The organism is Pseudomonas hydrolytica (genome assembly GCF_021495345.1).
Taxonomy (GTDB): domain Bacteria; phylum Pseudomonadota; class Gammaproteobacteria; order Pseudomonadales; family Pseudomonadaceae; genus Aquipseudomonas; species Aquipseudomonas hydrolytica.
In genome coordinates, this window is the sequence record NZ_CP099397.1 from 575,599 (window position 1) to 600,019 (window position 24,421).

Genomic DNA, 24,421 nt, shown 5'->3' on the forward strand with positions numbered 1-24,421 from the left:
TGGTAGGGGTTTTGCAGTATCTTAGGCGCCCTGCGCCAGTCAGCATCAGAGGTCAGGAAGGCCCTTGCGTATTTTGGTTCGCGTCACCGCCCATGCATTTCGTTTCGCCGCGTCCGACTGCGGCGTGCGTGCCGTTCTCCGGTTGTCGCCGAGCTGGAGGGGGCGCTGATGCAGGCCTGTCTGGCTTCCGGCTGGAGCCTGTCACCGCCGGTCCTGATGACCCTGCTGGTGTGCTTCGGGGTGGTCCTGCTGGCGCACTGGGTCACCCGCCAGCGCGACTTCCCCGAGCGTGACAGCTTCATTCTGCTGCACCTGGCCAGCCTCTGGTGGATGGGCGCCGCGGCACTGGAAATGAGCTTCTTCGCCGCCGAATGCAAGATGTTCTGGGCCAGCATGGCCTGGCCCGGCATCGTTTCCACGCCCACGTTCTGGGCGGTATTCCTCTGGCAGTACGTCAACAGCATGCGCACGCCGTTGCCGCGTAGCAGCATCCTGGGGCTGAGCCTGGTGCCGCTGCTGGTCTGGGCTCTGGCGCTGAGCAATCCCTGGCATGGCCTGTTCTACGGTGCCGGCAGCGCTCCCGTCGACGACAGTCCGGGAGCCCCGGTGCGCTATCAGCATGGCCCGCTGTTCTATGCCACGGCCGTCTACGTCTACCTGTTCATGGCGTTCTGCATGGGCGTGGTAAGCCGCGCCGCGGCGCTCAGTCAAGGGCTGCACCGCCGTCACTATCTGGCGTTCGTGCTGGTCACCGCGGTGCCCTGGGTGGCCAACGTCGGTTATGTGGTGTTCGGCTGGACCCTGTTCGGCTTCGACCCGACCCCCTTCAGCTTCGCCTTCACCCTGGCGGCGTTCTCCTGGCTGATCGTCGGCGTACGCCTGTTCGACCTGCTGCCGGTGGCGCGCCATCTGCTGCTGGAGGCGTTGCTCGACCCGGTGCTGGTGATCGATCCGCGTGGTCGGGTGATCGAGGCCAATCCGGCCGCGCTGAAGCTGGCAGGGCTGCAGCAGGGCTGGCAGGGCACCGAGTTGGGGCAGTGGCCGGTGTTCGGCGCCGACCTGCAGCGTCTGCTGAATGAGGCCGGCGAGGGCGATCAGGAGCGCCCGCTGACCCTGACCAGCGCGGCGCGCTACTACGAAGTGCGGGTGCGCGCCATCGAACGCGCCACTCGCCACGGCCCGACCCTGCTGGGCCATATGCTCTACGTACGCGACGTGACCCAGCGCCACCTCAGCGAGCTCAAGCTGGCCGAGGCCCTGGCCCTGAGTGAAGAGCGTCTGCGCACCATCTCGAATCTGCACGAGCAACTGCGCGAGCAGGCGCTGTGCGACCCGCTGACCGGCCTCTACAACCGCCGCTATCTGGATGAATTCTTCTCGCGCGAACTGGCCAGGGCGCAACGCGAAAACCTGCCACTGGCCTTGGCGCTGATCGATCTAGACCACTTCAAACGGCTCAACGACGAGTGCGGCCATCTGGTCGGCGACGACGTGCTCAAGGCTGTCGCCAAGCATCTGCTGGACAACCTGCGCAGCACCGATGCGGTGTTTCGTATCGGCGGCGAGGAATTCCTGCTGATCCTGCCGGGGCTTGATGCTCAGGCTGCCATGGCGCGCCTGGAGGCATTACGGACGCAATTGAGCCAGGTTGGCCAGCCAACGCGCATAGGTACTCTGCCGGTCACCCTGTCGGCAGGCATCGCTATATGGCCGGCGCATGGGCAGGGTCTCGATAGCCTCCTGCAGGCTGCCGACGTTGCGCTCTACCGAGCCAAGCGTGATGGTCGTAACCGGGTGGAGGTGGCCCTTCCGCCGGCAGAAGCGAACCGCGCCAGATAGATGTTTTTCGCAGCAACAACCGCTACATTTGCTTGGCAGTTCATTCCAACAACAACAAGGACTTGCCATGAACCGTCTGTTGTCTCCGCTGGCGGCCGCCTGCCTGCTGGCCAGTGCCACTTCGCTTTCCGCCGCGCCATACAGCGCGCTCTACGTATTCGGCGATAGCCTCAGCGATGCAGGCTGGTTCGCCGACCCTGATGGGCCGGCGGGAGCTACCACCCGTTTTACCAATCGTATCGGGCCGACCTATCAGGATGGCAGCGGCGAGATCTTCGGGCCGGTGGCGCCCATGCTGCTTGGCGATGCCCTTGGCCTGGGCGGAGCGGGGCTGGGGCCGGCAAATTCGGTCGAGGGCGGTAACAACTGGGCGGTCGGAGGCTATCGTACCGACGAGATCCTCAACACCATCAGCGGTCCAGGCGGGTACCTGGCCTCCAGCGGAGGGCGGGCCGACCCGAATGCGTTGTATTACCTCACTGGCGGTGGGAATGATTTTCTCCAGTTTCGTGTAGTCGATACCGCCAGCGCGCAGGCTGCTGCCGGGCGGCTGGTCGATAGCGTCGAGGTTCTGCAGCAAGCCGGCGCGCGCTACATCATGGTGTGGTTGCTGCCGGATATCGGTCTGACACCGAACTTCTATGGTGGCGGCTTGCAAGACCTGGTATCCGGGTTAGGGGCCGACTTCAACCAGGAACTGGTGAGCCAGCTAGCGGCGCTCGATGCAAACGTCATTCCCTTGAACATACCGCTCAATCTCTCGGAAACATTGAGTGACCCCGGGCGCTACGGCCTGATCGCAGACCGCGACACGGTGATTGACAGCTGTTTCGAAGGCTGCAGCAATCCGCACCCGGTCTATGGCCTGAACGGCACCGCTCCTGATCCGACCAAACTTCTGTTCAACGACAGCGTGCACCCGACCATCACCGGGCAGCGCCTGATTGCCGACTACGCCTACTCACTCCTCGCCGCTCCCTGGGAAATCACCCTACTGCCGGAGATGGCCCTAGGCACGCTGCGGGCTCATCAGGATCAGCTGCGCGCGCAATGGCTGGCAGACTGGGAGGCCTGGCAGAGCGAAGGGCAGTGGCGTGCCTTCATCAATGCCGGCGGCCAGCGCCTGGATTACGATCTGTACAGTGGCGATGCCAAGGGCAACGGCTACAGCCTCAACTTCGGTACCAGCTATAGGCTCGATGACGCCTGGCGCCTGGGCCTGGCTGCCGGGCTCTACCAACAGAGTCTGGAAGCCGGGGCCGCGGATTCCGATTACGATCTTCGCAGCTATCTGGGTACTGCGTTCGCCCAGTATCAGCACAACCGCTGGTGGGGGGATCTGTCGGCCAGTATCGGGCGGCTGGACTACGATGATCTCAAACGCAAGTTTGCCATTGGTCCGGCTACCAACTCTGAGAAGGGGGATACCGACGGCGATCTGTGGGCCTTCAGTGGCCGATTCGGCTACGACATCGCCCAGCCGGGTAGCCAGTGGCATTTGAGCCCGTTCTTCAGCGCCGACTACGTGCGGATCGAAGTAGACGGCTATGCCGAAGATGGCCAGCGTTCCACCGCCCTGAGTTACGCTGATCAGGTACGCAAATCGAAGCGCCTCGGCGCAGGCCTGCAGGGGCTGTACGATCTCGCGCCGCAGACCCGACTGTTCGGTGAGCTGGCCATGGAGAGGGAGTACGAGGATGACCCCAGCGAAGTACGCATGGCCTTGAACAGTCTGCCGGGGATCGGCTTCGAGTTGCCTGGCTATCGCCCCGATGATCGTACCTGGCGTGGCCATGTCGGGGTCAGTCATAGCCTCGGAAACGGCTTGTCACTGCGTGGCAGCTACAGCTATCGGCACGCTGACGATGAATCCCAGCATGGTTTGAATCTTTCTCTGTCGTTGGATCTCTAAGAGCTGTTCTGACGCCAGCGCACCTCTCCTTGAGGGCGCTGGCCGTCGATTCAACGCGTTCCGTCAGTTTCTCCAAACTCGCTGTGGCCTCAGGGAGGCGGCCATAGCGGGAACCGGTTAAACTGCGCGCGATTTTTTCTCTTTCCGGAGCCGTCCATGTCCCGCGTCACCCTGAGCCGCTACCTGATCGAGCAGACTCGCAGCCATAACACCCCGGCCGATCTGCGTTTCCTTATCGAAGTCGTGGCACGGGCCTGCAAGGCGATCAGCCACCAGGTTTCCAAGGGCGCCCTCGGTGGCGTACTGGGCAGCCTGGACAGCGAGAACGTGCAGGGCGAAGTGCAGAAGAAGCTCGACGTCATCTCCAACGAGATCCTCCTCGAAGCCAACGAATGGGGCGGTCACCTGGCCGGCATGGCGTCCGAGGAAATGGACAACGCCTACCAGATCCCCGGCAAGTACCCCAAGGGTGCCTATCTGCTGGTCTTCGACCCGCTGGATGGCTCCAGCAACATCGACGTCAACGTCTCGGTCGGCACCATCTTCTCCGTGCTGCGCTGCCCGGACCGCAACGGTGACACCGGCGACCTGGGCGAGGACGCCTTCCTCCAGCCGGGCACCCAGCAGGTCGCGGCCGGCTACGCCATTTACGGCCCGCAGACCATGCTGATGCTGACCCTCGGCGACGGCGTCAAGGGCTTCACCCTGGATCGCGAACTGGGCAGCTTCGTGCTCACCCACGACAACATCAAGGTGCCGGAGTCGACCAAGGAATTCGCCATCAACATGTCCAACCAGCGCCACTGGGAAGCCCCGGTACAGCGCTACGTCTCCGAGCTGCTGGCCGGCGAGACCGGGCCGCTGGGGCGCAACTACAACATGCGCTGGATCGCCTCGATGGTGGCCGACGTGCATCGCATCCTCACCCGTGGCGGTGTGTTCATGTACCCGCGCGACGCCCGCGAGCCGGACAAGCCGGGCAAGCTGCGCCTGATGTACGAGGCCAACCCGATGTCGATGATCATCGAGCAGGCCGGCGGCGCCGCCACCGACGGCAGCCAGCGCATCCTCGACATCCAGCCCACTTCCCTGCACCAGCGTGTGCCGGTGTTCCTCGGCTCCAAGGAAGAAGTGCTGCGCGTCACCGCCTACCACCGGGGCTGACCGATGCAGCCCTGGCAGCCGTTGCTCGACTGGTGGTTCGGTGCCGATGGCAGCGCGACCGACATCGTAGCGGCGCGCCGGGGCTTGTGGTTCGGCAAGCGTGACAGTCAGGACCGTGAGGCCGAAGCGCGTTTCGCTGCGCTGGTCGAGCAGGCCCTGGCTGGCGAGCTGAAGGGCTGGGCGGATGAGCCGCAGGGCTGGCTGGCGCACCTGATCCTGCTCGATCAGCTGCCGCGCATGATCTTTCGCGATACCCCGCGCGCCTTCGCGGGGGACGCGCTGGCCCGTCCTCTGCTGGAGGCCGGGCTGGAGCGCGGCTGGGACCGTGCGTTGACGCCGATCCAGCGCGTTTTTGCCTACCTGATCTTCGAGCATGCCGAGGATCTGCCTCTGCAGGCGCGTGCCGTCGAACTGTTTCGCGCTCTGCTCGATCAGGCAGGTGACGCAGAGCGCGAGCTGTTCGCCGACTTTCTCGACTTCGCCGAGCGTCACCAGCGGGTGATTGCGCGCTTCGGTCGCTTCCCTCATCGCAACGCCATTCTCGGTCGCGCCTGTACTGACGAAGAACAGGCCTTCCTGCGGGAACCTGGCTCGCGTTTCTGAACTCCAAGCGGGCAAGTCGTCGCCGGCTATGCCAAGCTTGCTGGCACCTTCCCATCAGGAGTTTCACCCATCATGTCGATGCGTATCGTCGCGTTGCTCGCCTGCTGTCTGCTCGCCGCCTGCAACAAGGTCAATCAGGACAACTATTCCAAGCTCAAGGCCGGCATGAGCAAGGCGGAGGTCGAGAGCCTGCTTGGCGCTCCGGGCGAATGCGCCGGCGCACTGGGCATGACCAGCTGCACCTGGGGTGATGACAAGAGCTATATCAGCGTCCAGTACGCCGGGGACAAGGTGATGATGTTCTCCGGCAAGGGACTCAAGTAAGCAGGAGATCTCATGCGTTCGATCCTTATCGCCAGTGCCGTTCTCGCCCTCGCCGGCTGCGCCAACTCCGGCACGGGCCGCATCCCGCAGGAGCCGCCGAAGACCGTGCAGGTCGACCTGCAGCGCTACCAGGGCACCTGGTACGAGCTGGCGCGGCTGCCGATGTTCTTCCAGCGCAACTGCGTGCAGTCCGAAGCCCATTATGGCTTGCGTGACGATGGCCGCATTGACGTGACCAATCGCTGCCGCGACAAGGACGGCGAGTGGATCGAAGCCAAGGGCGTCGCCGAGCCTCAGGTGGAAGGGCAAACCGACAAGCTCTGGGTGCGCTTCGACAACTGGGCCAGCAAGCTGCTGCCGATCAAGGGCGACTACTGGGTGCTGTACCGCGATGACGACTACCGTGTAGCGCTGGTCGGTCACCCGCAGCGCAAGTACCTGTGGCTGCTGTCGCGTACCCCGGAAGTGGATCAGGAAACCCGCGACAAGCTGCTCAGCCACGCGCGCGAGCAGGGTTACGACACCTCCGAGCTGATCTGGCGCCAGGCTGACTAGCCTGTAGCCCGTATCGCATCGGTTAGCCCCCTCTGTAGGAGCGAGCTTGCTCGCGATCAGATCCGAAGGATCGCCGGCAAGCCGGCTCCTACCCGGTGAGGGGGCTACCGCTTCACTCCCAGTCCAGGCGCGCCAGCTTCCATTCGCCGCCTTCCTGCCACCATTCCAGCCTTACCGAATAGTGCCGCGCGCTGTCGGGGAGCAGCCCTTCGGCGCCGGTCAGGCCGACCTGCGCCTCGGTGTAGCCCTTGCTGCTGATCGCCGGGTCGATCCAGCTGTTCTTGCCCAGGGCGATGACCTTGATGTTCTTGTGGCGCAGAAACAGCAAGGTCATGGTGCGTTTGGCCCACTCGCGGTCGAGTTCCTGGCGGGCCAGGAAGTCGCCGTGCAACTGCTCCAGCACCGCGCTCGCGCTCTTGGCCTCGATATTGTCCTGCAGCTGTTTAACGGCCGCCTCCAGCGCGGCTTGCGGGTCGTCGCGGCCACCGCAGCCGGCCAGCAGCAGGGTGAAAAAAAGCGCCAGGAAACCGGCCAGATAACGCCTCGACATGCTGAACTCCTTTTTCATGGTTATGATGCCGTGCAGAGCGGAACTCGGTAGTCGTACCCATCGCATCAGGAGCCCACCATGCAGACTCTGTATCCAGAGATCAAACCCTACGCCCGTCACGAGCTGGCGGTCGAGCCGCCGCATGTGCTCTATGTCGACGAGAGCGGTTCGGCGGACGGGTTGCCGGTGCTGTTCATCCATGGCGGGCCGGGCGCCGGCTGCGATGCATCAAGCCGCCGATACTTCGATCCCAATCTCTACCGTATCGTCACCTTCGATCAGCGTGGCTGTGGCCGCTCCACCCCGCATGCCAGTCTGGAGAACAACACCACCCAGGCGCTGATCGGCGATATCGAACGCATTCGCGAGCACCTGGGGATAGACAAGTTCGTGCTGTTCGGCGGCTCCTGGGGCTCGACCCTGGCGCTGGCCTATGCGCAAACGCATCCGCAGCGCGTGCACGGGTTGATTCTGCGCGGCATCTTCCTGTGTCGGCCACAGGAATTCAGCTGGTTCTACCAGGAGGGCGCCAGCCGTCTGTTCCCCGACTACTGGGAGGACTACCTCGCGCCGATTCCGCCAGACGAACGCGGCGATCTGATGCAGGCCTTCTACAAGCGCCTGACCGGCGCCGATCAGATCGCCCAGATGCACGCGGCCAAGGCCTGGTCGACCTGGGAAGGTCGCACCGCCACCCTGCGGCCCAACACCCAGGTGGTCGAACGCTTCAGCGACGCGCACCGGGCGCTGTCCATCGCCCGTATCGAATGCCACTACTTCGTCAATGGCGCCTTCCTCGAGCCCGATCAGTTGCTGCGCGACATGCCGAAGATCGCCCATCTGCCGGGCATCATCGTGCACGGTCGCTACGACGCCATCTGCCCGCTGGACAACGCCTGGGCACTGCATCAGGCCTGGCCCAACAGCGAGCTGCAGATCATCCGCGACGCCGGCCATGCGGCCGCCGAGCCCGGCATCACCGACGCGCTGGTGCGCGCCGCCGACGAACTGGCCCGGCGCCTGCTCGACCTGCCGCCGGAGGATGCATGAAGCTGCTGATCCAGCGCGTCAGCGCAGCCAGGGTCGAGGTCGAAGGCGAGGTGGTGGGCGGCATCGATCAGGGCCTGTTGGCGCTGGTCGGCGTCGAGCCACAGGACGATCAGGCCAGCCTGACTCGCGCCCTGCACAAATTGCTCAACTACCGCGTATTCAGCGACGAGGCGGGCAAGATGAACCGCTCGCTGACGGATGTGCAGGGCGGGCTGCTGCTGGTCTCGCAATTCACCCTGGCGGCCGACACCAAAAGCGGCATGCGCCCGAGCTTCTCCAGCGCGGCGCCGCCGGCGCAGGGCGAGGCACTGTTCGATGCCCTGGTCGAGGCAGCCAGAGCCCGGCATCCGCAGGTCGCCACCGGACGCTTCGGCGCCAATATGCAGGTGCATCTGGTCAACGATGGGCCGGTGACCTTTCTCCTCGAGGTATAGCGGTAGCTTGTGGGAGCGAGCTCTGCTCGCGACTCGAACGCTTCGCGAGCAGAGCTCGCTCCTACAGATTGGTCGTTCTCGTTAGAACAATCTGGCCAGCAACGCCGGCACCGCCGTCTCCACCCGCAGGATGCGTTCGCCCAGTTGCACCGGCTGCAGGCCTGCGGCCTGGCGCAGCAGATCGACTTCGTAGGGAATCCAGCCACCTTCCGGGCCGATGGCCAGGGTCACCGGCTCCTGCACGGCGCGCGGGCAGGCCGGGTAGTCACCGGGGTGGCCGATCAGGCCCAGCGTGCCGGTTGCCAACGCCGGCAGGCGATCCTCGACGAAGGGCTTGAAGCGTTTCTCGATGCTCACGTCGGGCAAGACGGTGTCACGCGCCTGCTCCAGGCCGAGGATCAGCTGTTCGCGAATGGCTTCGGCTTCGAGAAAGGGCGTCTGCCAGAAGCTCTTCTCCACGCGGTAGCTGTTGACCAGCACCAGGCGCGGAACGCCCATGGCACTGACTGTCTGCAGTACGCGCTTGAGCATCTTCGGCCGCGGCAGGGCGAGCACCAGGGTCAGCGGCAGCTTGGCCGGCGGAGCCTGATCGAGGCTGACCTGCAGCTCGGCGTGCTCGGCATCCAGGGCCATCAGCCGACCTTCGCCCATCAGCCCGCCAAGGCGGCCGACGCGCAGGCGGTCGCCGGCCTCGGCGCGGTGTACCTCATGCAGATGCTTAAGGCGTCGGCCGCTGAGGCGTACCCGATCCTCGCCGACGAAGTCTGCGTCTTCCAGCAGCAGCAGGTTCACGACAGTGGCGCGGGCGGCTGGTCTTCGGGCTTGGCCTCTTCCTCGGCCTTTTCCTCGTCGCGCTTGCGCTTGACCAGGGCGCCGGCCAGCACGCCGGCTTCGAACAGCAGCCACATCGGTACGGCCAGCAGGGTCTGCGAGAACACGTCCGGCGGCGTCAGCAGCATGCCCACGGCGAAGCAGCCGACGATCACGTAGGGGCGGCTCTTGCGCAGGGTGGCCACGTCGACGATGCCGACCCAGATCAGCAGGAAGGTGGCGATGGGAATCTCGAAGGCCACGCCGAAGGCGAAGAACAGGGTCAGGACGAAGTCCAGGTACTGACCGATGTCGGTCATCATCGCCACGCCTTCCGGGGTCACGCTGGCGAAGAAGCCGAACATGATGGGAAAGACCACGAAGTAGGCGAAGGCCATGCCGGCATAGAACAGGAAGATGCTGGAGATCAGCAGCGGCACGGCGATGCGCCGTTCATGGGTGTACAGCCCCGGCGCGATGAAGCCCCAGGCCTGGTGCAGGATCACCGGCATGCCGAGAAACAGCGCGCACATCAGTGTCAGCTTGAACGGCGTGAGGAAGGGCGAGGCGACGCCGGTGGCGATCATCGTCGCGCCGTCCGGCAGATAGGCGCGCAGCGGTGCGGCGACCAGGGCGTAGATGTCCTGGGCGAAATAGAACAGGCCGGCGAAGATCAGCAGGATGATCACCACGCAACGCAGCAGGCGCGTGCGCAGTTCGGTCAGGTGCGAGACCAGGGGCATTTCCTGGTCGGCGTCCGGCAGTTTGCTCATGGCTGTGAAGTCTTGTCCTGGGCGGCGGGCGGTGGCGGCTCGACGCTGCTCTTGTCGGCGTCGCTGCTCGGCTTGAGGCTGGCGGTGTCGAGGATGTCCTGCTTCATCGCCTTCATTTCCCGCTCGAGCTCGAGAATTCGCTCGTTGTGCAACTGACGGCGAATCTCGTCGGCGCCGATCTCGCGCTCCACTTCGGCCTTGATCGAATTGAAGCTGCGCTTGATCCGGCCGATCCACAGGCCGGCAGTGCGCACCGCCCCCGGGAGGCGCTCAGGACCGAGCACCACCAGGGCGACCAGGCCGACCAGCAGCAGTTCGGTGAAACCGATGTCGAACATGGCTCAGTCTTTCTTCGCCGGCTCTTCGACCTTGCGTGCCTGGGCGTCGATGGTCTGCCCCTTGGGCTCTTCGACCGCCGGTTTCTCGGCTTCGCCATTGTCCATCGATTTGCGGAAGCCCTTGATCGCGTCACCCAGGTCCGAGCCCAGGCTCTTCAGGCGCTTGGTGCCGAACAGCATGACCACGATGAGCAGGATGATCAGGAGTTGCCAGATGCTGATGCCGCCGAAACCCATGATGAGTTCTCCGTTGTGAAAGTTATTCCGATTGCGGTCGCGCGGCTTTTTCCGCGTGGCCGGAGAGGCCGAAACGGCGATCCAGTTCGTCCAGCACGGCCTGCGGATGCTGGCCGAGGGCGGCGAGCATGACCAGGCTGTGGAACCACAGGTCGGCGGTTTCGTAGATCAGGTCCTTGCAGTCGCCGCTGGCGGCGGCGTCCTTGGCGGCGAGGATGGTTTCCACCGATTCCTCACCGACCTTTTCCAGAATCTTGTTCAGGCCCTTGTGATACAGGCTGGCGACGTAGGAGCTGTCGGGCGCTGCACCCTTGCGCGCTTCCAGTACCTCGGCCAGGCGGCTCAGGGTGTCACTCATGGCTGTGTCCTGCATAGATGGCGTGCGGATCTTTCAGCACGGCGTCGACGGTTTTCCAGCCGCCATTCTCGTACACGCGATAGAAGCAGCTCTCGCGCCCGGTGTGGCAGGCGATGCCGCCGAGCTGCTCGACCATCAGCACGATCACGTCGGCATCGCAGTCCAGACGCAGCTCGTGCAGCTTCTGCACATGGCCGGACTCCTCGCCCTTGCGCCACAGCTTGCCACGCGAGCGTGACCAGTAGATGGCGCGCTGTTCGCTGACGGTGAGGGCGAGGGATTCACGGTTCATCCAGGCCATCATCAGGATGCGGCCGGTCTGGTGATCCTGGGCGATGGCCGGCACTAGGCCGTCTTCGTTCCAGTGGATTTCGTCGAGCCAATCGTTCATCGGTGTTCCAAATCTGCCGGGCCTGCCGGATGGTCAATTCGCCAAGTGTGCCAGTGCTGTGGCTAGCTGGCTATCGGCGCAGCACCAGATAGAGACCGCCGCCGACCATCAGCCAGGCCGGCCAGGTGGCCAGCAGGGGCGCCAGGCCCTGTACGGCGCCGGCAGCGATCAATGCCGCGCCGAGCAGGCGCAGCGGCCACTGGTCGCGTGCGTCGCTCTCGCGTGGCGGCTCCGGTCGCTGCAGGCGCTCCAGGGCATCGCGGGCGATCTGCGACAGGTGCGGCACCTGCTCGGCCTGCTGCTGCAGGTTGCGCAGCAGGTGCAGGGGGCTGACGCGTTCGCGCATCCAGCGTTCGAGGAAGGGCTGGGCGGTGCTCCACAGATCCAGATCCGGGTATAGCTGACGCCCCAGGCCCTCGATGTTGAGCAGGGTCTTCTGCAGCAGCACCAGTTGCGGCTGCACTTCCATGTTGAAGCGTCGAGCGGTCTGGAACAGGCGCAGCAGCAGCTGGCCGAAGGAGATGTCTTTCAGCGGCTTTTCGAAGATCGGCTCGCACACGGTGCGGATCGCCGCCTCGAACTCGTTGACCTTGGTGTCGGCCGGCACCCAGCCCGAGTCGATGTGCAGTTGCGCCACCTTGCGGTAGTCGCGCTTGAAGAAGGCGATCAGGTTGCGCGCCAGGTAGTCCTGATCCTCGTCGGTGAGGCTGCCGATGATGCCGCAGTCGATGGCGATGTACTGCGGGCTCCACGGCGTGCGGGTGCTGACGAAGATGTTGCCGGGATGCATGTCGGCATGGAAGAAGCTGTCGCGAAACACCTGGGTGAAGAAGATTTCCACGCCGCGCTCGGCCAGCAGTTTCATGTCGGTGCGCTGGTCGGCCAGGGTCACCAGATCGGTGACCGGCACGCCGTAGATGCGCTCCATGACCAGTACCTGATGGCGGCACAGGTCCCAGTACACCTGCGGCACGTAGAGCAGCGGCGAGCCCTCGAAATTGCGCCGCAGCTGGCTAGCGTTGGCCGCCTCGCGCAGCAGGTCGAGTTCGTCGAAGATGGTTTTCTCGTAGTCGCTGACCACCTCCACCGGGCGCAGGCGACGGGCGTCGGCAGAAGCCCGCTCGGCGATGCGGGCGAGCAGGAACAGCCAGGCCAGGTCCTGGCGGATTACCGGCTTGAGGCCTGGGCGCACCACCTTGACCACCACTTCCTCGCCGCTCTTCAGCTGCGCGGCGTGTACCTGGGCCACCGAGGCCGACGCCAGCGGCTGGCTGTCGAAGCGGGCGAACAGCTGGCTCACGGGGGCGCCGAGCTGGCGCTCGATCAGGGCGATGGCCTGATCCTCGGGGAAGGGCGGCACCTGATCCTGCAGGCGTGCCAGCTCATCGGCGATATCGGGCGGCAGCAGGTCGCGACGGGTGGACAGCAGCTGGCCGAACTTGATGAAGATCGGGCCCAGGTCTTCCAGGGCCAGACGCAGGCGCGCCCCGCGCGACAGCGCCAGTGACCTGCGCGGCAGCCAGCGCCAGGGCAGCAGCCAGGACAGCGCACGCAGCCAGAATGGCAGCGGCAGTTCGAGGAGCAATTCGTCCAGTTGGTAGCGGATGACTACGCGCTGGATGCGCAGCAGACGGCGAACGGCAAGCAGCTTCATGCGTCGGGCTTATGGGCAGAAGTGAGGCGCTCGATGCGTGCTTCCAGGCGGTCGAGGGCGAGTTTGAGTTGATCCAGCTCGGCGAAGCGCGCGTCGGCCTCACGCTGGCCGACCAGGGTGCGCGACTCTTCGGCCAGGTAATCGGCCAGGTTCTGGGTGAGGCTGGCCGCGCCATGGCTGGCCAGGTTGACCCGGCTGCGCAGGTGGCCGGCGAGCAGGGTGCTGGCCACCGGGCCAAGCCAGCGCGACAGTTCGTATTCCCAGTCCAGTTCCAGGTCCTGGAGGATGCCGGCCAATTGCAGCAGCGCGGCGCTGTCGCCATCGAGGGAGACTTCCGGGCGGTGCAGTACGGCGGTCTTGTCACGGCTCAAGGCCAGGCGCGCCAGGCTGGCGACCGGGGCGGTGAGGGTGCAGTCGGCGGGTGCGTGCCACTGCGCAGCCAGCTGCAGGCCATCGCCGCTGGGCAGGATGAACAGCTCCAGCGCAGGGCTCTGGCACTGCACGGCGATGACCTTGCCACTCAGGGTGTGCAAGCGCGGCAAGGCGGTGCCATCGAGGCGCAGGACGCGATTGAGCCCCGTCTCGACGCCCGCCAGAAGCCCGGTCAGCAGCATCAGGGCTTGATGCCGCGGTGCAGGGCGACGATGCCGCCGGTCATGTTGTGGTAGGTGACGCGCTCGAAGCCGGCGTCGACCATCATCGCCTTGAGGGTTTCCTGATCCGGGTGCATGCGGATCGACTCGGCGAGGTAGCGGTAGCTGTCGGCATCGTTGGTGATCAGCTTGCCGGCCAGCGGCATGAAGCTGAACGAGTAGGTGTCGTAGACCTTGGCCAGCAGCGGGTTGCCCGGCTTGGAGAACTCCAGCACCAGCAGGCGGCCGCCGGGCTTGAGCACGCGCAGCATGGAGCGCAGGGCGTCTTCCTTGTGGGTGACGTTGCGCAGGCCGAAGGCGATGGTGACCACGTCGAAGTGGTTGTCAGGGAACGGCAGCTTCTCGGCATCGGCCTGGACGAACTGCACGTTGCCGGCCACGCCCTTGTCCAGCAGGCGATCACGACCGACCTTGAGCATGGAGTCGTTGATGTCGGCCAGCACCACTTCGCCGGTGGGGCCGACGATGCTGGCGAACTTGCGGGTCAGGTCACCGGTACCGCCGGCGATATCCAGCACGCGGTTGCCCGGGCGCACGCCGGACAGCTCGATGGTGAAGCGCTTCCACAGGCGATGCAGGCCGCCGGAGAGGACATCGTTCATCAGGTCGTACTTGGCCGCCACCGAGTGGAAGACTTCGGCCACTTTCTCCGCCTTCTGGCTTTCCGGCACGTCCTGGAAACCGAAGTGGGTAGTGGGTTCCTGCTCCTGGGCCTTGCGTGGATCGCTCATGTCGCTCTCACCGGATGGAAAACCGCCCCATTCTAAAGCTGCCTGCCGCCTTTGTCTTGCCTGGGTGCCAGGTGAGCTGGCGGGCTGTTAGAGTGCTGTGACTTCATGCCGCAGCGTTGCGGCGCCTGCCTGATCGAGGAGCTGTCATGTCCCGCATTCGTATCGAACGATCCCATTCCCTCGGCCGTGAGGTCGCCCGAGAAAAAGCCGAGCGTCTGGCCGAGCGCCTGGCCAGCGAGTACGACGTGCGCTACCGCTGGAACGGCGACACGCTGGAGTTCAAGCGCAGTGGTGCCGATGGCAGCATTGCGGTGGGCGAGAACACGGTTCGGGTCGAGCTCAAGCTGGGGCTGCTGCTGTCGCCCATGGGCGGAATGATCCAGCGCGAGATCGAGCAGGTGCTCGACAAGTCGTTGGCCTGAGCGCAGCGGCAAGCCGGTAGGGTGCGCTGTGCGCATCGCCCCTGGGTTGCTTGGGCAGGCATGCTGTTGCCTGTTCCTAGTATGCGATTTCTAATTTTTCTCCCTAGGGTGTACCCAAGCCTGCATTCCGTGGGCGTTTCCGCTAACTGTCAAAGCGCGTGAGGTGCACCATGTCGAAAGTTGCCGTGAAGAAGAAAGTCGAAGCCGTGGCCGAGGACAAGGCCGGCCTGTTCGATGACGTGAAGGGCTACGCCCGCAAGATCTATCTCGCAGGCCTGGGCGCCTACGCCAAGGCCGGTGCCGAGGGCGTCGAGTACTTCAAGGAGCTGGTCAAGACCGGCGAAGGCGTCGAAGTCAAAGGCAAGAAGCTGGTCGACGAGCAGGTCGAGGCCGCCAACAGCCAGATCGAGTCGGTCAAGCAGTCCGTCAACTCCAATGTCACCAGCGTCAAGGGCAAGGTCGAAGTGCAGCTCGACAAGATCGAGAAGGCCTTCGACACCCGTGTCGCCGCCGCCCTGAATCGTATCGGCATTCCCTCGAAGCAGGATGTTGAAGCACTCTCTGCTAAGCTGGATGAGCTGAGCGCGTTGCTCGAGCATGTCGCGCGTACCAAATAAGGAGATCAGGATGGCTGTTAAAAAGAAAACCGAGAAACAGACCAGCTCCTGGATCGGCGAGGTCGAGAAATACTCGCGTCAGATCTGGTTGGCAGGCTTGGGCGCTTACTCTAAGGTCAGCAAGGACGGCACCAAGCTGTTCGATACGCTGGTCAAGGATGGCGAGAAGGCCGAGAAGCTGGCCAAGAGCGAAGTCGACAAGCAGGTCGGTGCGGTGAAAGCCGGCGTCGGTGCCAAGGTCGGTTCCGCCAAGTCCAAGGTCGATGAGGTCAAGGACAAGGCGATCGGCAAGTGGAGCGAGCTGGAAGAGGCCTTCGACAAGCGTCTGAACAATGCCATCTCGCGCCTGGGCGTGCCCAGCCGCAACGAAGTGAAGGCGTTGAACGACAAGGTCGACAGCCTGACCAAGCAGCTGGAGAAAATCGCCGGCGTATCGGCCAAGTCGGTGGCCAAGCCTGCTGCCAAAGCTGCGCCCAAGCCTGCCGCCAAGCCCGCCGTCAAAGCAGCGAGCAAACCTGCTGCGAAGCCGGCCGCCAAGCCTGCTGCCAAAGCTGCAGCCAAGCCGGCTGCCAAACCGGCCGCGGCGAAAGCTGCTGCGAAACCTGCAGCCGCCAAGCCGGCAGCCAAACCTGCGGCGAAACCGGCAGCCAAGGCCGCAGCGAAACCCGCTGCCAAGCCAGCGGCCGCCGCCAAGCCTGCAGCCAAGCCTGCTGCGGCGAAGAAGCCGGCTGCGAAGAAACCGGCAGCGCCCAAGGCAGCTGCGCCGAAACCGGCGGCACCGGCACCGGCTTCGGCCGCCGCGGCAACGCCGGCCGCTGCACCGGCTCCGGCTGCCACCCCGGCAACTCCAGCCACCCCGTCCTGAGTTTCTCGGGACTGAAAACGCCCGGCCTAGTGCCGGGCGTTTTCGTTTCTCGCCCCAGGGGAGCGCCCAGCCAGCAATGCGCCTCAGGCTTCCAGATAGCGCTGCGCCAGATGCTCGACAGTGCCTCGTGACGGCTGCGCCAGATGGGGCGCAACGAGCATCATGATCTGGTACACCACCAGGCGTACTTCGCCTTCCTGATCGAGGATGCGCTGGTAGTCGAGGGAGAACAGCAGGGTCAGGGTGATCTGCTCCACCAGCTGACCGAGCGCCTGGGTGCCGCTGACCAGCTGCCCGTCGGCCATCAGCCGGGCGAGCAGGGCCGCCAGCGTGCGTTTGAGTGCATTCAGCCAGTGACGGATGCCGCGCGCCAGTTTCGGCAGGCGCCCCGCCAGGTTGGACAGGTCCTGGAACAGAAAGCGGTACTGCGCCAGGCGTTCGACGATCAGGTGCAGGAACAGCCAGTAATCCTCGACGTCCAGCTCGGCATCGGCTGGTGGATCGAGCAGCGGCGCCATCTCGGCCTGGAAGCGTTCGAACAGCTCCAGCACCAGCGGCTCCTTGCCGTGAAAGTGGTAGTAGAGATTGCCCGGGCTGATGTCCAGCTCGTTGGCGATCTCCAGGGTCGAGACGTTGGGTTCGCCCTGTTCGTTGAACAACTGCAGGGCGGCTTGCAGGATGCGCTCGCGGGTCTTCATCCGTGGCTTCTTGTTGGTCGTGGCGCGGAAAGGGTGACGATAACCGGCCGGCAGATTGCCGGCCATGGCTTTCAACGGATATGCACGTAGGTGCCGGGGGCCGCCTCCATCGGCGGATGGTTCTGGTTGCCCAGCACCATCACGGTTTCGCGCTGCTCACCGGAGCGCGCCTGGATCCACTCCAGCCACTGCGGCCACCAGCTGCCCTGCTGATGCTGGGCGTCGTGGAACCAGGCGCGCGGGTCCGAGGTGAGCTTGGCATTCTCGTAGTAGTTGGCCTTGGGGTTGCCCGGCGGGTTGAGGATGCTCTGGATATGGCCGCTGTTGGACAGGACGAAACGGCGGTTGCCGCCCAGCAGCAGGGTCGAGCGATAGACCGCGTCCCAGGGGGTGATGTGGTCGTTGATGCCGGCCACGCTGAAGCTGTCGACGTTGACCTTGGTCAGATCCACCGGCGTACCGCACACCTCCAGACCGCCGGCACGGCGCAGCGGGTTGTGCTTGAAGAAGTCGAGCAGATCGCCATGCAGGGCGGCCGGCAGGCGTGTGTTGTCGTTGTTCCAGTAGAGGATGTCGAAGGCCGGCGGCTGCTTGCCGAGCAGGTAGTTGTTGACCCAGTAATTCCAGATCAGGTCATTGGGGCGCATCCAGGCGAACACCCTGGCCATGTCGCGACCGTCCAGCACGCCCTGCTGATAGGAGCGGCGCTTGGCCGATTCCAGCGTCTGTTCATCGGCGAACAGCATGGCCGGGCTGTCGATCTGGCTGTCCAGCAGGCTGACCATGTAGGTGGCGCTGGATACCTTGCGCAGCTGTCGGCGCGCCTGCAGATGGCCCTGCAGCGCGGCGATGGTGAGGCCGCCGGCGCAGGCGCCGAGCAGGTTGACCTCCTTGCTGCCGCTGATGGCGCGGCAGGCCTCGATGGCTTCCTCGACGGCCTGCACGTAGCTCGACAGACCCCATTCGCGATGGCGCGGGTCGGGGTTGCGCCAACTGATCATGAAGGTCTGCAGCCCGTTCTTCAGGGCGTACTGGACGAAGCTTTTGTCGTTGGACAGGTCGAATATGTAGTACTTGTTGATCTGCGGCGGCACGATCAGCAGCGGGCGCAGGTACTGCCTTTCGCTCATCGGCTTGTACTGGATCAGCTCCAGCAGCTCGTTGCGAAACACCACCGCGCCGGGCGTGCAGGCCAGGTTGCGACCGACCTCGAAGGCGTGCTTGCTGACCTGGCTGGGCAGGCCGTTGTTGTGCAGCAGATCGTCGAACAGATGGCGCACGCCCTTGAGCAGGCTGCTGCCGCCGGTGTTGAACAGTTCCTTGACCGCCTGCGGATTGAGCGGGCTGTTGGATGGCGACAGGGCATCGCTCATCAGGGAGGCGAGAAAGCGCGCGCGGGCGCGATCGTCCGGGGACAGGTCGCTGTCGTCGATCCAGGCGCTCAGTTGCTTCTGCCAGGCCAGATAGGCCTGCAGGCTGCGCCGATAGAAGGGGTTGAGGTGCCAGGTGGGGTCGGCGAAACGCGCGTCCTGCGGATTGACCTTGTGCAGGGTGTCGCCGAGCAGCACCCGGCCGAGCTGGCTGCCGAAGGCCAGCAGATGACGGCTGCTGCGCACCGGGCTCTTCAGCCCCTGCACGGCGAGCAGGCGCATGGTGGATAGCAGATCGCGTCCGCGGACGCCGACCACGGCGCTCTGGGCGTTCATGAAGGTGGCAGGTGCCGGCAGGGGCGCCGGATTCGACTTGTCTCGCATGGGGCAACACTCCGTCGTCAAACCGTCTAGAGACTTCAAGGCACGGGTTCAGGGCTTAACGTGTGCCTTCGCCTACGTCCAGCTTTTTCAGCAAGCCCTGTACCAGACGCGCAGGAAGTGCATTCCAGACCGCCGCGTCGGAAATGTCAGAGGCCACTGGCGGCCCCTTGGTCGAGCAACGCGACCATTGCGCACTCTGCTGGTGCGGTCAATGCTGGCGCAATGGTGCAGGCTGCGGGTGCATCACCGCACGCTGACGTTCCTCCTCGAGAAACTTCATGATGATGGGCGCCACGGCTTCGGCGCGGGTCACCAGGAACAGGTGGCCGTCGTCGATCACGTGCAGCTCGGCGTTGGGGATGCGCCAGGCCAGCAGGCGCATGTTGATCAGCGGGATCAGCGGATCGTCGTCGCCGGCCATCACCAGGGTGGGCTGACGAATCTTGTGCAGCCAATGGATGCTGGTCCAGCCGAGGCCGGCGAACAGCTGCCAGTAGTAGCCCATCTTGCCGCCGGAGCGCACCTTGCTGGCATGCGCCATGGCCAGCTTGGGATCGCGGCGGAAGGCACCGCCGTAGATATCCGGGGCGATGCGCACGCCATAGGACGGCTGGATGTAGCGCCGCGGACTGGCCATGCGCCAGAGCACCTTGGGCTTGCCCGGCACCATCACCGCGCCGGCCGAGGTGGCGGCGAGGATCAGCTTCTTGCAGCGTTCCGGGTAGTCATGGGCGAACTGCTGAGCCAGGGCTCCACCCCAGGAAACGCCGATGGCATTGACCTGGCCGTAGTCGAGGTAATCGAGCATGCGCGCGGCCAGCTTGGCCAGCCCGGGAAAGCGATAGGGCGTGGTGGGCGTGGACGAGCCACCGACGCCGGGCACGTCGAAGGCGATCACTTCCAGGTCCGGGTCGAGTGCGGCGACGAAGGGCATCACCAGCTCCAGGTTGGCGCCGATGCCGTTGAAGATCAGCAGCGGCACCAGCGGCCCCTTGCCGGGGCGCACCGCGGTGCGGATGGTTTGCCCATCGAGGTCGATGGTGCGAAATACGAAAGATGACGGCATGCGCGCAGGCCCTATCGGTTGAAACGCTGACAACGACCGTCCCGGCCGTTGCCAGAATGACCAGGGCGAACCTGGTTCACCGCGCTCGGCCAGGCCGTCGCGGCGAGCGGCACTTCCGAGTGCCGCGGGCAGTGGTGCGCAAGGTGCGCCGAATCAGCGTTCGTGCACATAGGTGCCCGGCGCGGCTTCGCCGGCCGGGTATTTCTTGTTGCCCAGTTTGCTCGGCGCAGCCTTGGTCGCGCCGGAGCGCTCGGCCAGCCAGCCTTGCCAGTGCAGCCACCAGGAGTCGGCGTGCTTGGTCGAACTTTCCTGCCAGGCCTTGGGATCCAGCGGCATCTCGCTGTTGGTCATGTAGCGCGCCTTGGGATTGCCCGGCGGGTTGAGGATGCTCTGGATATGGCCGCTGTTGGACAGCACGAACTCGCACTTGCCACCGAACAGGTGGGCCGACTTGTAGCAGGAATCCCAGGGGGTGATGTGGTCGGTGGTGCCGGCCACGACGAAGAAGTCGCAGGTGACCTGCTTCAGGTCGATCGGCGTGCCGCAGACTTCCAGCGCACCCGGGCGGGTCAGCGGGTTGGTCTGGAACATCTCGATGAATTCGCCATGCAGGGCGGCCGGCAGGCGCGTGGTGTCGTTGTTCCAGTAGAGGATGTCGAACACCGGCGGCTCGTTGCCCAGCAGGTAGTTGTTGACCCAGTAGTTCCAGATCAGGTCGTTGGGGCGCATCCAGGCGAACACCTTGGCCATGTCGCTGCCTTCCAGCACACCGGCCTGGTAGGAGCGGCGCTTGGCCGCCTCCAGGGTCTTCTCGTCGGCGAACAGGGCGACCTGGGTGTCGAGCTGGGTGTCGAGCACGCTGACCAGCAGGGTCAGGGCATGCACCTTCTGCTCGCCGAGGGCGGCATAGTGGCCGAGCAGGGAGGCGGTGGTCAGGCCGCCGGAGCAGGCGCCGAGCATGTTGACGTCCTTGCTGCCGGTGATGGCGCAGATGACGTCGATGGCTTCCTTGAGCGCCTCGATGTAGGTGGACAGGCCCCACTCGCGCTGCGCCTTGGTCGGGTTGCGCCAGCTGACCACGAAGGTCTGTACCTGGCTGCGCAGGAGGAAGCGCGCCAGGCTCTTGTCCGGCGACAGGTCGAAGACGTAGAACTTGTTGATCTGCGGCGGCACCACCAGCAGCGGACGCTCATGCACGCTCTCGGTGATCGGCTTGTACTGGATCAGCTCCAGCACGTCGTTGCGAAACACCACGGCGCCCTCGGTGGTGGCCAGGTTCTTGCCGACCTCGAAGGCGGCCATGTTCACCTGGCTGGGCATGCCACCGTTGTGAATCATGTCCTTGGCCAGGTGCGAGAGGCCGTCGAGCAGGCTCTTGCCGCCGGTCTCGAAGAAGCGTTTGACCGCAGCCGGGTTGGCCATGCTGTTGGAGGGCGCCATGGCCTCGGTCATCAGGTTGATGACGAAGTGGCCGCGGCTGGCGTCCTGCTCGGACAGTGAGCTGTGCTCGATCCAGTCGTGCAGCTCCTTGCGCCAGGCCAGGTAGGTCTGCAGGTAGCGGCGGTACAGCGGGTTCTGGCTCCAGGCCGGGTCGGCGAAGCGGCGGTCGCCGTCTTCGGGCTTGAGCTCGGACTGGCCGAGCATGACGTTCTTCAGTTCGAGGCCGAAGTGAGCGACATGCTTGACGCTATGGAAGGGTTGCTTGAGCGCCTGGGCGAGCACCATGCGGGCAGATGTCAGGAGATCCTTGCCGCGGATACCGATCACCGGGTTGAGTCCCAGGGTGTTTTCCGAGGCCTGGCGTTTCAGGTCTTCGTTGTTCTTATCACTCATCTACGACGCTCCATTGTCCTGAGACGAATACCGGCGTGTTGGCGCGCACGGCGACACAGGGCCTGGTACTGCTCGGGTTACCGGGGGCGGATCGAGTCCGCATCTTTCGTTGCACCTGGCGCAGCCAAATGCAGGGAACCTGCCAGTTCCTTGGTTACCCGAGTTTTTGAAGTTAAGCAAGCTGGTCGATGGCGCCGGAGTATGCCGCGATAGATTAGAAAACGCGCCCTAACTGCAGGGATCGGGTGGGGCGGGTAGAGGCAGCCGCTCTATGGCGAGGCTTTGTCGTGAAGCTGGCGTAGGGGGCTGTGCGCACCGCCGGCAACCAGGAACGAGCCGAGCGAGATGCGGGCGATGCTGCGCGCGCCTGCGACCGGGGGGGGGCCGCTCAGAGCATCAGGCGCACGACCGACTCGTTGGGGTCGCGCGATTGGCCGGCGGCGCTGAGCTGCGCCAGGTAGTCGGCCCACAGCTGCTCCTGCTGGGTCGCCAGCTGGTACAGGTAGTCCCAGGTGTACAAACCGCTGTCATGGCCGTCGTCGAAGCACAGTTTCAGTGCATAGTTGCCCGCCGGCTCGAGGCTGCTGAGGCCGACATTGAGCTTGCCGGTCTGCAGGATCGGCTTGCCGTGGCCCTGTACCTCGGCCGAGGGCGAGTGCACCCGGAGGAACTCGGCGCTGAGCCGATAGCTCTGCTCGCCGTAGCGCAGCTCCAGGGTCCTGGAGGCCTTGTGCAGTTTGATCGCGCTGGGGATGGGCATGAGAGAGCTCCTGAAACGATGCAGCCCGGATGCAATCCGGGACGCTTGCGAGCGCCCGCGGACTGAGTCCGGGCTACGGGCTTACAGAATATAGCGCGACAGGTCTTCGTCCTGCGCCAGTTCACCGAGGTGGCCGTTGACGTAGGCGGCGTCGATGCGGATCGGCTCGCCGCTCTGCTGGCCGGCGAGATCGCCGGCGCTGAAGGACACCTCTTCCAGCAGACGTTCGAGCAGGGTGTGCAGGCGACGTGCACCGATGTTCTCGGTCTTCTCGTTGACCTGCCAGGCGATCTCGGCCAGGCGCTTGATGCCCTCCTCGGCGAACTCGATGTTCAGCCCCTCGGTCTTGAGCAGCGCGGCGTACTGTTCGGTGAGCGAGGCATGCGGTTCGGTGAGGATGCGCTCGAAGTCCTGAGGGCTCAGGGCCTTGAGCTCGACACGGATCGGCAGGCGGCCCTGCAGCTCGGGCACCAGGTCGCTGGGCTTGGCCAGGTGGAAGGCGCCGGAGGCGATGAACAGGATATGGTCGGTCTTGACCATGCCCAGCTTGGTGTTGACCGTGCAGCCCTCGATCAGCGGCAGCAGGTCGCGCTGCACGCCCTCGCGGGAGACGTCGGCGCCGCCGGTATTGCCGCGCTTGGCCACCTTGTCGATCTCGTCGATGAAGACGATGCCGTGCTGCTCCACCGCTTCCAGGGCGCGGGCCTTGAGCTCTTCCTCGTTGACCAGGCGCGCGGCTTCCTCGTCGCGCACCAGCTTCAGCGCATCGGCCACCTTGAGCTTGCGGCTCTTCTTCTTGCCCTTGCCGAGGCCGGCGAACAGGTTCTGCAGCTGGCTGGTCATCTCCTCCATGCCCGGCGGGGTCATGATCTCCACGCCCATGGGTGACTCGGCCACCTCGATGTCGATTTCCTTGTCGTCGAGCTGGCCTTCGCGCAGGCGTTTGCGGAACAGCTGGCGGGTGTTGGAATCCTCGCTGCGCACCGGCTCGTCGCCGAAGGCCTGACGTGCGGGCGGCAGCAGGGCATCGAGAATGCGCTCCTCGGCGGCGTCCTCGGCGCGGTGACGGACCTTGGTCATTTCCTGCTCGCGCAGCATCTTCACGGCCGCATCGGCCAGGTCGCGGATGATCGACTCGACGTCGCGGCCGACGTAACCGACCTCGGTGAACTTGGTGGCCTCCACTTTGAGGAAGGGCGCATTGGCCAGCTTGGCCAGGCGCCGGGCGATCTCGGTCTTGCCGACACCGGTGGGGCCGATCATCAGGATGTTCTTCGGCGTGACTTCCTGGCGCAGATCGGCCGGCAGCTGCATGCGCCGCCAGCGGTTGCGCAGGGCGATGGCCACGGCGCGCTTGGCGTCGTCCTGGCCGATGATGTGGCGGTTGAGTTCGTGGACGATCTCGCGGGGCGTCATGGACATGGATCTGGCTCGCTATCGAAAACTGTGAGGCAGTGGACGCTACTCGGCGGCGTCCAGTTCCTCGATGGTCTGGTGGTGGTTGGTGAACACGCAGATGTCGCCGGCGATGCCCAGGGCGGTCTGGGCCACTTCGAGGGCGGACAGATCGGTCTTTATCAGCAGGGCGCGTGCGGCCGCCTGGGCGAAGTTGCCGCCGGAGCCCATGGCGATCAGGCCTTCCTCGGGTTCGACGACGTCGCCATTGCCGGTGATGATCAGCGAGGCGTCCTTGTTGGCTACCGCCAGCATGGCTTCCAGGCGGCTCAGGCTGCGGTCGGTGCGCCAGTCCTTGGCCAACTCGACGGCGGCGCGCACCAGGTGGCCCTGGTGTTTCTCCAGCTGGCCCTCGAAGCGTTCGAACAGGGTGAAGGCGTCGGCGGTGGCACCGGCGAAGCCGGCCAGCACCTGGCCGTGGTACAGGCGCCGGACCTTCTTGGCGTTGCCTTTCATCACGGTGTTGCCGAGGGATACCTGGCCGTCGCCAGCCATCACGACCTTGCCGTGGCGGCGTACTGAAACGATGGTGGTCAAGGGAAGAGTCTCCGCGCTGCGGGGCGAATTGCCCGAAT

Annotated in this window: 28 protein-coding genes; 11 read left to right on the plus strand and 17 right to left on the minus strand. The window is 64.9% G+C overall.

From position 1 onward, the window contains the following. Positions 1–168: 168 nt before the first annotated feature. The 6 genes from L1F06_RS02700 to L1F06_RS02725 all read left to right on the plus strand — a co-directional run bounded on the left by L1F06_RS02700 (position 169) and on the right by L1F06_RS02725 (position 6,397). Complete coding sequence (locus L1F06_RS02700; RefSeq protein ID WP_129481907.1) at positions 169–1,839, plus strand: histidine kinase N-terminal 7TM domain-containing diguanylate cyclase; 1,671 nt, start codon at positions 169–171, stop codon at positions 1,837–1,839. Positions 1,840–1,906: 67 nt separating this feature from the next. Further along, positions 1,907–3,751, plus strand: coding sequence for an esterase EstP (gene estP, locus L1F06_RS02705; RefSeq protein WP_129481906.1), 1,845 nt, complete (start codon positions 1,907–1,909; stop codon positions 3,749–3,751). Positions 3,752–3,907: 156 nt separating this feature from the next. Next, positions 3,908–4,915: a class 1 fructose-bisphosphatase gene (locus L1F06_RS02710; RefSeq protein ID WP_004372967.1), complete on the plus strand. Its 1,008-nt coding sequence runs from the start codon at positions 3,908–3,910 to the stop codon at positions 4,913–4,915. 3 nt (positions 4,916–4,918) lie between these two features. Continuing rightward, positions 4,919–5,518 (plus strand): DUF924 family protein, encoded by a 600-nt coding sequence (locus L1F06_RS02715; RefSeq protein ID WP_129481905.1) that lies wholly within the window; start codon positions 4,919–4,921, stop codon positions 5,516–5,518. 72 nt (positions 5,519–5,590) lie between these two features. Next, complete coding sequence (gene bamE / locus L1F06_RS02720; RefSeq protein WP_004372964.1) at positions 5,591–5,842, plus strand: outer membrane protein assembly factor BamE domain-containing protein; 252 nt, start codon at positions 5,591–5,593, stop codon at positions 5,840–5,842. A gap of 12 nt (positions 5,843–5,854) precedes the next feature. Continuing rightward, positions 5,855–6,397: a lipocalin family protein gene (locus tag L1F06_RS02725; protein ID WP_129481904.1), complete on the plus strand. Its 543-nt coding sequence runs from the start codon at positions 5,855–5,857 to the stop codon at positions 6,395–6,397. A gap of 112 nt (positions 6,398–6,509) precedes the next feature. Here the strand turns inward: L1F06_RS02725 and L1F06_RS02730 are convergent, their stop codons facing one another. Beyond that, on the minus strand, positions 6,510–6,947 hold the full coding sequence (locus L1F06_RS02730; RefSeq protein ID WP_129481903.1) for a hypothetical protein: 438 nt from the start codon (positions 6,945–6,947) through the stop codon (positions 6,510–6,512). Positions 6,948–7,025: 78 nt separating this feature from the next. Here L1F06_RS02730 and pip point away from each other — a divergent pair, with 78 nt between their 5' ends. Next, positions 7,026–7,997 (plus strand): prolyl aminopeptidase, encoded by a 972-nt coding sequence (gene pip / locus L1F06_RS02735; RefSeq protein ID WP_004372958.1) that lies wholly within the window; start codon positions 7,026–7,028, stop codon positions 7,995–7,997. Beyond that, positions 7,994–8,431, plus strand: a complete 438-nt coding sequence (gene dtd, locus L1F06_RS02740; RefSeq protein WP_129481902.1) for a D-aminoacyl-tRNA deacylase — start codon at positions 7,994–7,996, stop codon at positions 8,429–8,431. The genes pip and dtd overlap by 4 nt, the downstream gene beginning before the upstream one ends. A gap of 81 nt (positions 8,432–8,512) precedes the next feature. Here the strand turns inward: dtd and L1F06_RS02745 are convergent, their stop codons facing one another. The 9 genes from L1F06_RS02745 to ubiE form a co-directional block, all read right to left on the minus strand. Continuing rightward, positions 8,513–9,223, minus strand: a complete 711-nt coding sequence (locus L1F06_RS02745) for a 16S rRNA (uracil(1498)-N(3))-methyltransferase (protein WP_129481901.1) — start codon at positions 9,221–9,223, stop codon at positions 8,513–8,515. Beyond that, entirely contained in the window at positions 9,220–10,014 is a 795-nt protein-coding gene (tatC, locus tag L1F06_RS02750) for a twin-arginine translocase subunit TatC (protein WP_011920742.1), read from the minus strand. Before tatC ends, L1F06_RS02745 begins: the two co-directional genes overlap by 4 nt. Continuing rightward, on the minus strand, positions 10,011–10,352 hold the full coding sequence (gene tatB, locus L1F06_RS02755; RefSeq protein ID WP_011920743.1) for a Sec-independent protein translocase protein TatB: 342 nt from the start codon (positions 10,350–10,352) through the stop codon (positions 10,011–10,013). Before tatB ends, tatC begins: the two co-directional genes overlap by 4 nt. Positions 10,353–10,355: 3 nt before the next feature. Further along, positions 10,356–10,589, minus strand: coding sequence for a twin-arginine translocase TatA/TatE family subunit (gene tatA / locus L1F06_RS02760; protein WP_011920744.1), 234 nt, complete (start codon positions 10,587–10,589; stop codon positions 10,356–10,358). A gap of 22 nt (positions 10,590–10,611) precedes the next feature. Continuing rightward, positions 10,612–10,947: a phosphoribosyl-ATP diphosphatase gene (locus L1F06_RS02765; RefSeq protein WP_011920745.1), complete on the minus strand. Its 336-nt coding sequence runs from the start codon at positions 10,945–10,947 to the stop codon at positions 10,612–10,614. Continuing rightward, positions 10,940–11,338 (minus strand): phosphoribosyl-AMP cyclohydrolase, encoded by a 399-nt coding sequence (gene hisI, locus L1F06_RS02770; RefSeq protein ID WP_004372946.1) that lies wholly within the window; start codon positions 11,336–11,338, stop codon positions 10,940–10,942. Before hisI ends, L1F06_RS02765 begins: the two co-directional genes overlap by 8 nt. 70 nt (positions 11,339–11,408) lie before the next feature. Continuing rightward, positions 11,409–12,992, minus strand: coding sequence for a ubiquinone biosynthesis regulatory protein kinase UbiB (gene ubiB / locus L1F06_RS02775; protein ID WP_129481900.1), 1,584 nt, complete (start codon positions 12,990–12,992; stop codon positions 11,409–11,411). After that, the gene (locus L1F06_RS02780) at positions 12,989–13,606 is read right to left on the minus strand and encodes a ubiquinone biosynthesis accessory factor UbiJ (RefSeq protein WP_129481899.1); all 618 of its coding nucleotides are present in this window, start codon (positions 13,604–13,606) and stop codon (positions 12,989–12,991) included. Before L1F06_RS02780 ends, ubiB begins: the two co-directional genes overlap by 4 nt. Next, positions 13,606–14,376 carry a bifunctional demethylmenaquinone methyltransferase/2-methoxy-6-polyprenyl-1,4-benzoquinol methylase UbiE gene (gene ubiE, locus L1F06_RS02785; protein WP_004372941.1) on the minus strand — a complete coding sequence of 257 codons (771 nt, stop codon included), beginning with the start codon at positions 14,374–14,376 and terminating at the stop codon, positions 13,606–13,608. The genes L1F06_RS02780 and ubiE overlap by 1 nt, the downstream gene beginning before the upstream one ends. A 146-nt stretch (positions 14,377–14,522) precedes the next feature. On the opposite strand from ubiE, the gene L1F06_RS02790 reads away from it, so the two are divergent. From L1F06_RS02790 to L1F06_RS02800, 3 genes are all read left to right on the plus strand, one after another. Beyond that, positions 14,523–14,798 carry a polyhydroxyalkanoic acid system family protein gene (locus L1F06_RS02790; RefSeq protein WP_004372939.1) on the plus strand — a complete coding sequence of 92 codons (276 nt, stop codon included), beginning with the start codon at positions 14,523–14,525 and terminating at the stop codon, positions 14,796–14,798. Positions 14,799–14,968: 170 nt separating this feature from the next. After that, the gene (locus L1F06_RS02795) at positions 14,969–15,415 is read left to right on the plus strand and encodes a phasin family protein (protein WP_004372937.1); all 447 of its coding nucleotides are present in this window, start codon (positions 14,969–14,971) and stop codon (positions 15,413–15,415) included. Between the two features lie 10 nt (positions 15,416–15,425). Continuing rightward, the gene (locus L1F06_RS02800) at positions 15,426–16,280 is read left to right on the plus strand and encodes a phasin family protein (RefSeq protein ID WP_129481898.1); all 855 of its coding nucleotides are present in this window, start codon (positions 15,426–15,428) and stop codon (positions 16,278–16,280) included. 83 nt (positions 16,281–16,363) lie between these two features. Here L1F06_RS02800 and L1F06_RS02805 read toward each other — a convergent pair whose 3' ends face one another. From L1F06_RS02805 to hslV, 7 genes are all read right to left on the minus strand, one after another. Then, on the minus strand, positions 16,364–16,978 hold the full coding sequence (locus L1F06_RS02805; RefSeq protein WP_004372933.1) for a TetR/AcrR family transcriptional regulator: 615 nt from the start codon (positions 16,976–16,978) through the stop codon (positions 16,364–16,366). A gap of 71 nt (positions 16,979–17,049) precedes the next feature. Further along, a complete protein-coding gene (phaC, locus tag L1F06_RS02810) occupies positions 17,050–18,732 on the minus strand; it encodes a class II poly(R)-hydroxyalkanoic acid synthase (RefSeq protein WP_129481897.1) in 1,683 nt (560 codons plus the stop codon). 208 nt (positions 18,733–18,940) lie between these two features. Then, entirely contained in the window at positions 18,941–19,798 is an 858-nt protein-coding gene (phaZ, locus tag L1F06_RS02815) for a poly(3-hydroxyalkanoate) depolymerase (RefSeq protein ID WP_004372928.1), read from the minus strand. 153 nt (positions 19,799–19,951) lie between these two features. Beyond that, positions 19,952–21,631 (minus strand): class II poly(R)-hydroxyalkanoic acid synthase, encoded by a 1,680-nt coding sequence (gene phaC / locus L1F06_RS02820; RefSeq protein ID WP_004372926.1) that lies wholly within the window; start codon positions 21,629–21,631, stop codon positions 19,952–19,954. Between the two features lie 388 nt (positions 21,632–22,019). After that, positions 22,020–22,391: a gamma-butyrobetaine hydroxylase family protein gene (locus L1F06_RS02825; RefSeq protein WP_011920751.1), complete on the minus strand. Its 372-nt coding sequence runs from the start codon at positions 22,389–22,391 to the stop codon at positions 22,020–22,022. A gap of 81 nt (positions 22,392–22,472) precedes the next feature. Beyond that, on the minus strand, positions 22,473–23,813 hold the full coding sequence (hslU, locus tag L1F06_RS02830) for an ATP-dependent protease ATPase subunit HslU (RefSeq protein WP_011920752.1): 1,341 nt from the start codon (positions 23,811–23,813) through the stop codon (positions 22,473–22,475). Positions 23,814–23,852: 39 nt separating this feature from the next. After that, a complete protein-coding gene (hslV, locus tag L1F06_RS02835) occupies positions 23,853–24,383 on the minus strand; it encodes an ATP-dependent protease subunit HslV (RefSeq protein WP_129481896.1) in 531 nt (176 codons plus the stop codon). Positions 24,384–24,421 lie beyond the last annotated feature (38 nt).